The sequence below is a fragment of the Microbulbifer sp. TB1203 genome (assembly GCF_030997045.1).
Classification (GTDB): domain Bacteria; phylum Pseudomonadota; class Gammaproteobacteria; order Pseudomonadales; family Cellvibrionaceae; genus Microbulbifer.
In genome coordinates this window covers 2,691,206-2,704,216 of sequence record NZ_CP116899.1, presented here as the reverse complement: position 1 = coordinate 2,704,216, position 13,011 = coordinate 2,691,206, and the positions used below count along the sequence as shown (strand labels likewise).

Annotated in this window: 8 protein-coding genes; 6 read left to right on the top strand and 2 right to left on the bottom strand. The window is 59.6% G+C overall.

Translation table 11 applies throughout. The features are described from left to right. Nucleotides 1-72: 72 nt before the first annotated feature. Entirely contained in the window at nucleotides 73-1,356 is a 1,284-nt protein-coding gene (locus tag PP263_RS11280) for an FAD-binding oxidoreductase (RefSeq protein ID WP_308363598.1), read from the bottom strand. Between the two features lie 344 nt (nucleotides 1,357-1,700). Between PP263_RS11280 and PP263_RS11275 the strand changes: the two genes are divergently transcribed. The 6 genes from PP263_RS11275 (at nucleotide 1,701) to PP263_RS11250 (ending at nucleotide 12,078) form a co-directional block, all read left to right on the top strand. Beyond that, complete coding sequence (locus PP263_RS11275; protein WP_374693660.1) at nucleotides 1,701-3,194, top strand: aldehyde dehydrogenase family protein; 1,494 nt, start codon at nucleotides 1,701-1,703, stop codon at nucleotides 3,192-3,194. A 21-nt stretch (nucleotides 3,195-3,215) separates the two neighbouring features. Next, nucleotides 3,216-4,619: an aminotransferase class I/II-fold pyridoxal phosphate-dependent enzyme gene (locus PP263_RS11270; protein WP_308363597.1), complete on the top strand. Its 1,404-nt coding sequence runs from the start codon at nucleotides 3,216-3,218 to the stop codon at nucleotides 4,617-4,619. A 525-nt stretch (nucleotides 4,620-5,144) separates the two neighbouring features. Next, nucleotides 5,145-9,065, top strand: coding sequence for a cellulose binding domain-containing protein (locus PP263_RS11265; protein WP_374693659.1), 3,921 nt, complete (start codon nucleotides 5,145-5,147; stop codon nucleotides 9,063-9,065). A gap of 91 nt (nucleotides 9,066-9,156) precedes the next feature. Next, on the top strand, nucleotides 9,157-10,401 hold the full coding sequence (locus PP263_RS11260) for a DUF1552 domain-containing protein (RefSeq protein WP_308363596.1): 1,245 nt from the start codon (nucleotides 9,157-9,159) through the stop codon (nucleotides 10,399-10,401). Nucleotides 10,402-10,645: 244 nt separating this feature from the next. Beyond that, on the top strand, nucleotides 10,646-11,530 hold the full coding sequence (locus PP263_RS11255; protein WP_308363595.1) for a DUF1566 domain-containing protein: 885 nt from the start codon (nucleotides 10,646-10,648) through the stop codon (nucleotides 11,528-11,530). Continuing rightward, complete coding sequence (locus tag PP263_RS11250; protein WP_308363594.1) at nucleotides 11,527-12,078, top strand: DUF1566 domain-containing protein; 552 nt, start codon at nucleotides 11,527-11,529, stop codon at nucleotides 12,076-12,078. Before PP263_RS11255 ends, PP263_RS11250 begins: the two co-directional genes overlap by 4 nt. A gap of 150 nt (nucleotides 12,079-12,228) precedes the next feature. Here PP263_RS11250 and csiR read toward each other — a convergent pair whose 3' ends face one another. Continuing rightward, entirely contained in the window at nucleotides 12,229-12,918 is a 690-nt protein-coding gene (gene csiR / locus PP263_RS11245) for a DNA-binding transcriptional regulator CsiR (protein WP_308363593.1), read from the bottom strand. Between the last annotated feature and the right edge of the window lie 93 nt (nucleotides 12,919-13,011).

The window sequence follows — 13,011 nt, the reverse complement described above, 5'->3', positions numbered from 1 at the left end:
GAGGTAAAGTTGGTGAATGTGGAAATGTGCAGAATATTTGTCTGTTTACTTTTTTGTGGCTGATTGCGCTGTTTATATCAGCTGCGTCAATCCATGCATGACGGTGGCGCCAAGCTCATAATAGCGGCTCTTCGCTGTGGTAAAGCTTTCGCGATACACGGTCGAGGGCTCGATGGGCAACACTTCTTCATTGCCACCCAGCAAATACTCGGCAGCCGTTTTGCCAAACACACTTCCCGGCCCGATACCTCGTCCGCTATAGCCGAAAATACTCAATGCGTTGGGGCCAAATTTGACCATATGGGGCAAATGGTCCACCGAAAAGGCGATGCGTCCGTGCCAGGCGTGATCGAACTCGACGGCTTCCAGGTAGGGAAACATCTTGCGCAATCTGTGTTTGGCCCACCGGTAGTGGATGTCCCTGGTGGCGCCTTCGATATTGCCCACCGCGCCGATAATCAATCTCCCCGCCTCGTCGCGCCTGAGTGATGTCATAATCGTCGCGGTATTCCAGCACCCCTGGCGCTCGGGCAGAATGCGCTCCAGTGCCTCTGCCGACAGCGGTTGCGTCGCAGCCTGGAAAAAGTACAAGGGAGTATATTGAGGTGTGGCGTTGCCGACCAATAAGTCCCGATGATAGGCATTGGTGGCCAAAAGAATTCCATTGGCCTCCACGGTATTCGTTGGAGTGCGGACCCGCCAGCGGCTTCCTTTTCTCTCTATCGATACGACGGGACTGTTTTGGTAAACAGAGGCGCCGGCGGAAACCGCAGCACGGGTCAGGCCGCGAACATAAGCGAGGGGCTGGATGGTTCCCACATCGTGGTGCCAGATTGCACCTCGATAGATGGAGGTGCCCGTTTTGGCCGCCGTCTCTTGCCGGCTCAATAGTTCAGCCTTCAACCCCCTCGCACGGTATTGTCTTAAGCGGTCCTTTAAATTGGCTAAACCCCTGGTCGAATGGGCGCAGTGCAGGGTGCCCGTTCGGGTGAGCTCGCAATCGATCCCGAAGCGGGCGATATTCGAGAATACCTGCTCCGGCCCTGCCGCCAGCATGGTGTTGATTTTCTTTCCCGCCGCTTTACCCAGTATTTTTTCTATTTTTTCCGGCTCCATCCACAGCCCGGCGTTGACCAGTCCCACGTTTCTGCCTGAACCGCCATAACCAATATCATCGGCTTCCAGCAGGGTTACGCTGGAACCCCTTTCCGCCAGCTCCAGAGCCGCGGTTACCCCTGTGAAGCCGCCCCCGATGACTACCACATCCACAACCTGGTCTTCATTCAGGGCGGTATTCTCGAGGACCTCGCCGGCGGTACTGCGCCATAGGCTGTTTAATAAAGTGGGGTTATTCACATCTAACTCCTTAATTATTACTCAGGGGTTATTCGCCACCCTTGGGAAGCTGATGAAAGTGGTATTTCTGGCGAGTATTACACCGTGAACTCGCCCTGAGGTAACGTGTATTTGGTACATGCTTGTAACCAAAGCTCATGGATAGCGGGAGAGGAGGAGCGTCTTCCCTTCTGTCCCGGTAGTCAGTCTTCGCCAAATTTAGTCATATAGTTGTGAGCAATAGTTGTTTTACAGTTCCGACGCACCTGTGCTCCACTACGGCTGCTCCATGGCAGTCCCATTGGGAAAGTTTTAAGGTGGGGGTGGAGTGAATTTTCAGAAGCCGTTCAGGGGGCACTAACAAAGTGAAACTGACAGACGTTCTAGACAATCTCGGATTGGACACCAGCGCACTGAACCAGGGTGACCTCAGTGTGACCAGCCCAATCGACGGTGGGGAAATCGGCCGTGTAACAGCCCATAGCGCTGTCCAGGCGGATGCCATCATTGCAAAATCCCAAGAAGCGTTCCAGCAGTGGAAGCTGGTACCGGCCCCCAAACGCGGTGAGCTGATTCGCGTGCTGGGCAACAAGCTCAGGGAGCACAAAGAGGCCTTGGGCGCACTGGTCACCCTCGAGTGCGGCAAGATCTACCAGGAAGGCCTCGGCGAAGTGCAGGAGATGATCGATATCTGCGACCTCGCTGTGGGCCTGTCCCGCCAGCTTCACGGGTTGACCATCGCCTCTGAACGCCCGGGTCATCGCATGAGTGAAACCTGGCACCCCATTGGTCCCGTGGGTATTATCTCGGCGTTCAACTTCCCCGTCGCAGTCTGGAGCTGGAATGCCGCCCTGGCGGTGGTCTGCGGCAACAGTGTCATTTGGAAGCCCTCAGAGAAAACGCCCATCACCGCGGTTGCCTGCCAGAAACTCTTTGAGGATGCCGCCCGGGAAGTGGGCGGTGTACCGGACGGCTTGTCCCAGTTGCTGATCGGCGAGGCCGACATCGGCGCCCAATTGACCGCGGACAAGCGGGTACCGGTGATCAGTGCCACCGGCAGTACGGCCATGGGCCGGAAGGTGGGCCCGGTGGTGGCCGAGCGCTTTGGCCGCTCCATTCTGGAACTTGGCGGTAACAATGCCATTATCGTCTGCCCCTCCGCCGACCTGGATATGGCCGTGCGTGCGATCCTGTTCGGCGCCGTGGGCACCGCGGGGCAGCGCTGCACCACTACGCGCCGCCTGCTGGTGCACAAATCCATCTACGAAGAGCTGGTCCCGGCCCTGAAAAAGGCCTATCAAAGTGTTGAGATCGGCAATCCGCTGGATGCCGGTACATTGGTAGGACCGCTGATCGACCGGACCGCTTACGACAATATGCAGACTGCTCTGCAGGGAGTGGCGAACGGCAAGGTCACCGGGGGAGAGCGGGTTCTGTCCGACGAATACCCCGAGGCCTATTACGTCCAGCCCGCGATTGTCGAAATGCCGGAATCCGGGCAAACGGTCCAGCATGAAACATTTGCGCCGATTCTCTACGTCTATCCCTACACCGACCTGCAGGAGGCGATACGCCTGCAGAACGATGTTCCCCAGGGGCTGTCCTCTGCCATTTTCACCAATGACGTTCGGGAAGCGGAAACCTTTCTCTCCGCCGCCGGCAGCGACTGCGGCATTGCCAACGTCAATATCGGCACCAGCGGCGCGGAAATAGGTGGCGCCTTCGGTGGTGAAAAAGAGACCGGCGGCGGCCGCGAGTCCGGCTCCGATGCCTGGAAGGGCTACATGCGTCGCGCCACTTCCACGGTGAACTATTCAACAGAACTGCCCTTGGCCCAGGGCATCGAGTTCGATATTTAGCGAGCCGTGAGGGGGAAGTCGATGGCGACCGACAAGCTGAGCGAAAACGAGTCCGGCTACCCCCCTGACACCCTGGGGTTGGAAACCGAAGAGATGCGCCGCCTGGGTTACCGGGTGGTGGATATGGTGGTCGATCGGCTGGCGTGCAGGACCCGGGAACCCGCGATCTTGACCGGCCAGGCCGACCAGCTCCGGCAGGCCCTGGGCGGCCCGCTGCCCGAACAGCCGTTAAATGCAGAGGAATCTCTCGCCCTGCTGGCCGAGGTGGCGCTTCCCCATCAACAGCGGGGTGACCACCCCCGCTACTTTGCCCGGGTACCCGGCCCCAGCTCATTTGCCGCGGTACTCGGAGAATGGCTGGGTACGGGGTTCAATACCATAGCGGCCTCCTGGGCGGGGGGCTCCGGTCCCGCCACCGTTGAGCTGGTGGTGATCGACTGGCTGCGCCAGCTGATGGGGCTTCCCGAAGGCACCGAGGGCGTTCTGGTCAGCGGTGGTTCCATGGCCAGCCTCACCGCCTTTGCCGCGGCGCGAGCCACCGTCGGCACGGGTGTCGTGTACCTGAGCGACCAGACCCATTCGTCCCTGCCGCGGGCGCTTAAGGAACTGGGTTTCCCGCCAGAGCATATTCGTATCCTGGAAAGTGACAAGCACCTCAGGCTGCCCGTCGAGTCATTGCTCGCTGCCATTGCCGAAGACAGACAGGCGGGCAACAGGCCGTTTATGGTGATCGGAACCGCGGGAACCACCAATGCGGGTACCGTCGATCCGCTGCCGGAACTGGCGGATATCTGTGCCCGGGAAAATCTGTGGTTCCACATCGACGGCGCCTACGGCGCCCCGGCGGCGCTCACAGCGCAGGGGCGCGTCTACCTGCACGGCATGGAGCGCGCCGATTCGCTGGTACTGGACCCGCACAAATGGCTGTTCCAACCCTATGACGCGGGCTGCCTGTTAATCCGCAAGGGGGCTCTTGAGCAGTGCTTCAACATGAACCCCGAGTACCTGAAAGATGTGGAAGCGGGCGCGGGCGAAGTGGACTTCCGCAATCGGGGCCTCGAATTAACCCGGCGCTCGCGCGCACTGAAGCTCTGGATGAGTTTGCGCACTTATGGCGTAGGCCGGTTTCGCGAGGCGATTCAAACCGGCATTAGCCTGGCCGAGTACGCCGAGCGCTACCTGCGACAGCAACCGGACAAGTGGGAAGTGGTAACCCCGGCGCAAATCGGCGTTGTCTGTTTTGCATTGAAGGGGCAGTCCGGGGAGGACCACAAGCGGCGCGCCCAGGAGCTGGCGGATTCGGGTTTTGCCTGCGTGTCCTCCACCTCACTCAAGGGCCGCACCGTGCTTCGTCTCTGCATCATCAATCCGCTGACAACGGAGGACGATGTCCGGGAAACCATCGACCGATTGGGAATCCTCTGAGCGGGTCGTCTCTCGTTATCAGCCACTCCGTCATGCGGTCTAAAGGTGCACGACAGTACAGCACTCGGTTCGCCCGCTGACGCCTATTTCAACTCGAGATTTTGCCCGGCTGTTTCCATTCCCGCCTACCTGATTGATTTTCATGGGTTTTCCGGTTCGTGGTGACAAAGAAGGAAACGGCGCCAAGTTCCATTTTGGTGCTTGTAGATCAAAATGAAACCGATTACATTGTTCCGCAACCCGGCTCGTTGGGCACAGCGTTGAGTTTCAATATCCAGAAGCGGCGCCCGGGCATGAGCTGAGAATAAAAATAAACGCGATAAAACAAAAAAATGAGGGTATAGAGCTGTTTCATAAGCAGCCAACACCCCACAGTTATTTTCCGCACCCCATGCTGGTAGAGCGAAGCTGTCGGTATCCGTCCGACCGTCTCTACACCAAAGTGTCAAATCTCCGGGAATTCCCAAGCAGGGCCACCGGGAGATGGTGGCATCCATTTACATCTTGATGGTGCAGGAAACAATAATGAAAAACCCCGCCTTGAAAATCTCATCATTATTTCTGTTCTTGTGCGTCTGGGGCTCGATGCAGGCAGCGACTGCAGCGACCTGCGAGTACATCGTGGTCAACGATTGGGGCTCGGGCGCGCAGGCCGGTATCCGCATCACCAATGACGGCTCCAGTGCCATCGACGGCTGGGAGGTCAACTGGGAATACGGTGACGGTACCGTCGTGACCAGCAGCTGGAACGCCAACGTATCGGGCAGTAACCCATACACCGCAAGCAACTTGTCGTGGAACGGCAGCATCCAGCCGGGGCAGTCTGCCGAGTTCGGACTGCAGGTGGACAATGGCTCGTCCAGCGCTGCGACGCCGACTGTGACCGGTTCGGTTTGTGATGGCGGGGGCACCGGCAGCAGTTCAAGCTCCAGTTCGAGTTCGTCGTCGAGTTCCAGCTCTTCCAGCAGCAGCTCTTCATCAAGCAGCAGCGCCTCATCGAGCAGTTCCAGCTCCTCGACCAGCGGCGGTCCCAGTGGCCCGCCTCCGGTGGTGGAAATCGAACGGGTATTCCCCAACCTGACCTTCAGTCAGCCGCTCGGCTTGATGCAGGCGCCGGGCGACGATTCGCGCTGGTACGTGCTGGAGAAAACCGGCGTGCTCTACTGGATTGACGCCACCGATAACTCCACTTCCACCAAGAACACCTACCTGGACCTGTCCGGGGTGGTCGATACCGCGAGCGAGGGCGGCTTGCTGGGGGTGGCCTTCCATCCCGATTATCAGTCCAACGGCGTGGTGTACCTGTCGTTTACCGTGCCGGGCTCGGGCCAGATGATGTCGGTGATCGCGCGATATACGGAGAACCCGGGCGGAGCTAGCCTGAACGCCAGTTCGCGCCAGGACATCCTCACCCTGCAGCAGCCCTTCGCCAACCACAACGGCGGCAATATCGCGTTCGGGGCCGACGGTTACCTGTATATCGGCTTCGGCGACGGCGGTTCGGCCAACGACCCCGAGGCCAACGGCCAGGATACCAGCACCTGGCACGGCTCCATGCTCAGGATCGACGTCGACAGCGGTTCGCCGTACAGCATTCCCCCGGACAACCCTTTCGCGGGCGGCGGCGGCCTGCCGGAGATCTACGCCTATGGCCTGAGAAACCCCTGGCGCTGGAGTTTCGACAAGCTCACCGGCGACTTGTGGCTGGCCGACGTCGGCCAGGCGCTGTACGAGGAAGTCAATATTATTGAAAACGGCGGCAACTACGGCTGGCGCTGCCGGGAGGGCTTCCACGCCACTTCCAACAGCTGCAACGGCAGCGGCCCCTACGACGATCCCCTGTTCGAATACGATCACGGCCAGGGGCAGTCGATCACCGGCGGTTACGTCTACCGCGGGTCGCAAATCGCCGGCATGGACGGCGCCTATGTCTTCGGCGATTACCAGAGCGGCAGGGTTTGGGCCTACACCGATGCCATGTACCAACTGGCGGATACGAATATGGGCATCGCCTCGTTCGGCCAGTCCAACAGCGGCGAAGTTTACCTGGTGGATATTATCGGGGGCACGCTGCACCAGATAGTTGCGGAGGGGGGCAATAATTCCAGCAGCTCCAGCTCGTCGTCGAGCAGTTCCTCGTCGAGCAGCAGTTCCTCATCAAGCAGCACTTCGAGTTCAAGCAGCTCGAGTTCCAGCAATTCGTCCAGCGGCAGCAGCGGTGGCGGTGGCGTAAGCTGTTCGATCACCGGCCAGAATGTCTGGAACAACGGATACCAATTGGATGTCACCGTGACCAACGGCGGCAACATCGCGGTGAGCAGCTGGGAGATTGCGCTTCAGTTCAGTGAACCACCGCAAGTCACCGGCAGCTGGAATGTGAATTTGAGCGTCTCGGGCAACACGGTCACGGCCGGCGACGTCGGCTGGAACGGCAACCTCTCGCCCGGCGGCAGTACGTCGTTCGGTTTCCAGGGCGACCACGACGGCAGCTTCGTCGTACCGGACTGCAGCGGCCCGGGCAGCTCATCGAGCAGCAGTTCGAGCTCGTCGTCCAGCAGCTCCAGCTCTTCCAGTAGCGGCGGCCCCATCGACACAGGGAATATGACTGGTGGCGAGATCTATAGCGCTGTCTGCGCGGACTGCCACGGTTTCGCGGCCGACGGCGGTTCGGTGGGCATACCGCTGAACGAGCCTCAGGACCTGGACTTCATGATCGGGTTTATCGAGGACTCGATGCCTCAGGGCCAACCGTCCCTCTGCGGCGCAGACTGTGCGGAGAAGGTCGGCAATTATATCGCCGACACTTTCTGGGAAGATCAGGTGCCGCCCAATTGCAGTATCGTCCGCTACGGCGCCCGCCAGTTGAAGATTCTGACGCGGTCCGAATACCAGAAAACGGTTGAGGACCTGCTGGGGGTCGATTTCGCAGCCTCCGACGGGCTGGCCGAAGACAGCCGGGTCGGCTACTTCATCAACAATGCCCATTCGTCGGTCGTAACCGGTACCTATGACCGCTACCTGACGGTGGCCGAGGAAATTGCTGCATGGTCGGCGAGCCGCGATTTCTCGCCCGCGCTAAGCTGTGACTCGTTCAACCAGAGCTGCGTCGACCAGTTCATCGGCGAGTTTGCGCCGAAAGTGTTCCGCCGTCCGCTGGATAGCCAGGAAGTGACGACCTACACAGAACTGGCCAACGGCAGCTTCACCGACGGCGACGTGCACTCGGGTATCCAACTGGCGTTGACGGCGATGTTGTCCTCGCCACAGTTCCTGTACCGCCACGAGTTGGGCGAGTCGAATCCGGCCAACAGCGAAATCGATCCCGATTCCTACGAGTTGACCTCGTATGAAATGGCCACCTGGTTGAGTTATTCGTTCACCGGTTCCACGCCGGACGACACCGCGCTGCAGAAGGCGGCCAACGACCAGTTGCGCGATCCGGCCCAGATCAGGCAGGAAGCGCAGCGGCTGTTGAACATGTCCGATGCCAGGGAAACCATGGGTAGCTTCGTCGGCAGTTGGCTGGATACCGACAATCTTGAAAATTCGCCGAAGGATGCGGCTGCCTGGCCCACCTTCGAGAACGTGGCCCCGCACATGGAGCAGGAAATTCGCGAAGTGTTCGCGGAGGTCATGTTGAACGGTAACGAGTCGTTCGCCTCGCTCTACGACGCCAACTGGACCTTCGTCAACGGGCCGCTGGCGCAGCACTATGGCATTGGCGGCGTCTCGGGCGATTCGTTCCAGCGGATCAACACCAGCGATCGCGGCGGTATCCTCACCAGCGGCGCCTTTATGGCGCGCTGGGCCGAGCGCGTCGAAACCTCGCCGATCCGGCGTTCGGTGCGGGTGCGCCGCCGCATGTTGTGCCAGGATCAACCCGATCCGCCCGCCGGCATCGCGGAAAGCCGCGCGGAGCGCCTGGAGGAATTGTCGGACCTTATCAGCGACCCGGCGACCACCAACCGTATGAAATACGAGGCCCTGACGTCCGTAGCGCCCTGCCTGAACTGCCACCAGGAGTGGATCAACCCGCTCGGCGGCGGCATGGAGGACTTCGACTCGGTCGGTAACCCGCGCAGCGTCGATCTGAACGGCAACCCAATCGATGCCAGCGGACAGTTGTACGCGCCCGATGTTTTAAGCAATCGGGGCGAGTGGATCGCCTTCGACGGGGCCCGGGGGCTGGGCCAGGTACTGGCAACCCTGCCCAGTGCGCAGTCCTGCGTATCGAAGAACATGTTCCGATTTATGCTCGGCGTGGGGCACGACAGTATCGACAAGACCAATCCGCAGGGACGGGAACTCGATCCGGTCGAGGAGGACGGTTACACCTGCACCATTCTGGATATGACCGATACCCTCGTGCAGCAAAGTCCCCGGACAATGCTTGAGAACATGAGCACACTGGAAGCGGTGCGTTACCGCAAAGAGTGGCCGCGTTGATGCACGACGTGGCCGCGCCCACCGGCGCGGCCACCCGGCTCAACCCGGCACTTGATTCGATTATGTGTGTAAAACAATAAAGGTTCAGGTCATGGCAAAGCGATACAAAAACGTGTTCGATAAAAGGCGCAGGGATTTACTGAAAGTCTTCGCCGCCGCAGGTATTACCAAGGGGCTGATGCGGGCCTCGCCGCTGGTAACTGGCATGATGGTCTCCCGCTGGGCCGAGGCGCAGACCGGCCCCAACAAGTCGGTTGTCATTTACGTGCCCGACGGCGCCTTACCCGAGTACTGGTTTCCGAACAGCGATCTGACCAGTTTCGGGGAGATGTCCCAGCCCTACAGTTCCGTCGCCAGTGAGTGCAACTTTCTGAGGAGCATGAACCATCATCGCGGCGGGCACGGCGTGATGCCGACCATCATCAACAACAGTTGGGGCGGCGACAGCTTTGACGTCAACATGGGCAGAATCCTCGGCGGGAACCTACCTTTCACCTACGTCAACCTGGGTGTACACAGCAACGGCAACGGCACCTTGACCAAAGACAATGGCTCGGAAGTGCCGTTTGAAGACAACCCGTTCAATGCATTCAACCGGCTGTTTGGCAACCTGCAACCCGGCGGCGGCGCCGACCCCAAACTGAACGCGGTGGACGCGCATCTGGAGGCGGTGAATGCCCTGAAAACAAAACTGGGCACATACGAACAGCAGCGTCTGGATTCGCATTTGACGGCCATCGAAGAAACCCAGCAGCGCCTGCAGGATATGGCCGGTGGCGGGCTGTCTTGCGACGCCGCCTCCGCCCCCGCCCAGTTCCCGATTGAATTTTCCACTTTTCAACAACAGGCGGAACTGCAGGCGGATATTATTGCGCTGGCCTTGCAGTGCAATCTGACCGCCTCCTGTTCCCTGGGACTGGGCAACGACGGCGCCGAGTTTTCCATGCCCTATTTGAATTTCAAGGACACTTATCATTCGTCGATACACGGGGGCAACGGCGGCGATCCGACCTACCCCTTCTACCGGGAGACGCGGGCACATCTGAGCGGGCTGTCGGCTTACCTGATCGGCCGGTTGAGAGACCGGGGATTGCTCGACAGCACTATCGTCTGCGAGGTCACCGACATGGGCAACGGCGACGCGCACGGCAGCAACGACGTTCCGCTGATCATGGCCGGCGGCGGCGGAGTGATCCAGCGCGGCGTGTCGAATGCCGGGAGTGCCTCTTACACCCCCTTGCATCAAATACACACCGCGGCGGTAGCCCTGCAGGCCGATCAGCATCCGGCATATCAGGGTTATGCGAGCGAAGTGATTCCGGGGGTTTTGACCTGAGGGCATCTCCAGAAGATGCGTCATTTCGGCGCAGGCCGGAATCCAGGTGCCCTCGAACTGGATACCGGCCTGCGCCGGTATGACGACTTACTAATAAGGTGGAAGGGAAGGATACCCCTCTCCCGGGACCGTATGAGGCAGGGATGCCGATTACGAGCGTACAGGGATGTATTTAAGGAGGCGCCCAGCCCGTGTCCCGGGAGAGGGGACAGATGGTATCTCCGGCCAGTTTGAAATCGGCAAGGTGCTCAAGAATAAAGTGTTCAAAAATAAATTCGTACAAATCATCACTCTGGCGTTTGCGATTGCCTGCCAGGGCGGATGCTCAAAACCCGACCGGGATCATTCTTCGCCACAGAGCAGACTCAACGACACAGGTATAACCTGGGGAGCGGATTATCCTAGAGGTGTCAACGACGATTGCAGCGCAAGCGTCAACCGCGAGCTGCTGCCCGAGGGGGAGACGGTCGCGGCCGACATCCTGAGTCAGCAGGACTGCAGACACGGCAGGGATGCCGACGGCGCGGCGGGGTTTATTTTTCGCAAGATCGGCGAGAAGGGCCAGGTGCTGTCTGCAGATGCGCAAACCTGGCACTGCGTGCTGGATGAAATCACGGGCCTGGGCTGGGAGATCAAGCAGCCGGGCGACGGCGTTTACGGCAACCGGGGACTGCACGATGCAGACGACGTGTACACCTGGTATAACCCAAAGAGAGGTGTCAATGGCGGTGCCATCGGCGACTGGAACAGCCGCTACGCTCAATGTACGGGATACGTCGAAGGCCAGCCCACCACCTATTGCAACATCGAGGAATTCGTCAGCCGCATCAACCGGCAGGGCCTGTGCGGCTTCAATGACTGGCGCGTGCCGACCCTGACGGAGCTGGCCACCCTGGTGAACTTCGGGCGCAGTTCCCCGGCTGTTGATGCTGCCTATTTCCCCAATGCCAAAGGCGGGTTTTACTGGAGCCATTCAGCCGATGCGAAATTGGAGGAAAGGGCCTGGGCGATCAATTTTCAATTTGGCTATTCCGCGCCGATGCCGCGCAATAACGGCCGTCATGTGAGATTGGTCAGGGACTGGAATACCGGCCCCGATAAAATCGACTGGGGTTCGGGTGCGGAATGATCGACTGTAGAATTATCGACATGGTGCAAAAAACGGGATTGCTGTTGGTGTTGCTGGCGTCGGTCTCCCAGGCGCAGACCGGTCAGCATTGCAAAACCGAACATATCGCGGCGACGGCGCCGTCCTCGCGCTACCAGCAAAAGGACGATGGCTCGATCGTCGACAGGGAGACAGGCTTGATGTGGCGCGCCTGCCTGGAAGGTGTCGCGGGCGAAGCCTGTGACGAGGGTGAGATCCTGGAGTTGACCTGGGCCGAGGCGCTGGCTTATGTATCGACGTTCAACAGTGAAGGCGGTTTCGCCGGCCACACGGACTGGCGCCTGCCGAATATCCGCGAGCTGGGTACGCTGGTCGAACTGCAATGCGTCGGCCCCGCGATCAATCTGGCGGTTTTTCCCAACACTGCCTCTTCGGATGTCTGGTCCTCGTCGCCCGCCCATTTCCATACGCATTATTCGTGGCATGTCGATTTTGAAACCGGCGCTTTTACTTACGGCGAACGGGCAAAGCCGAAAGCCGTTCGTCTGGTGCGCGGCGGTGACAGCTGAATGGCACTAAGTGAAGTTTGTAGGATGGGCAAAGGAGCGATGCGACGTGCCCATCTTTCGAGGCCCCGATGGGCACGCTACGCTTTGCCCATCCTACACTCGGATTTTCCGCTTAAGTGAACAGCGCCCTCTCATACGCCTTTTACCGGCTTATTCGTTCACAAGCCTGGCATCGCGCACAATTGCGGTGATGATGGGGATGGGAGTCAGCAGATGCTCCAGAGTCAGGGCTTCGGCCCGCTTGGCATCGCGTTTCATTAGCGCGTCGACGATTGCCGTATGCTCCCGGCGCTTGTTCGCCAGCGCTTCGGCTGAAAAGACCGTCTGGCGCAGCCAGAGCTGCCGGTAGCGCTCTGCCTGGTCCAGAAGGGTGGCGCGCAGCTCGAGCAGTTTTGAAGATTTGCAGCCTTCGGCAATGGCGTTGTGAAATTCTTTATGCCGCTTGTCCCAGAGGTTCATCATATCGTCGGTACTGTGAACCTCGGTCACGCTGGCGACCTTGTGGGCCTTGCCGATTACCTCGGCCTCCCAGTCCGCATCACCGCGCTCGACAGCCAGGCGTACGATCATCGCCTCGAGGTGCGCGCGCGCATCGTAGATATCATTCAGTTCCACCAGTGACATTTCAGCCACCCGGAAGCCCCGCTGGCTGGCCGCCGTGACCAGGCGCTCGGCCACCAGTTGGGACAGCGCCTCCCGCATCGGCCCTGCGCCTATCTGATAGCGCTCTTTCAGGTGGCTCATCAGCAGCTTGTCACCGGGCCGGAACTGACCGCTGGTAATATCCCGTTTGAGCAGCCCATAGGCAACCACTGCCTGATTCTGTCGCCCAGATTCCATCGTTATCGCCTGTCACAAGGTCTTGATCGGATTATTAGCGGGCCGATTATACCCACCGAACTCTGTCAAATAATAATGGTACTTTCAAATTGT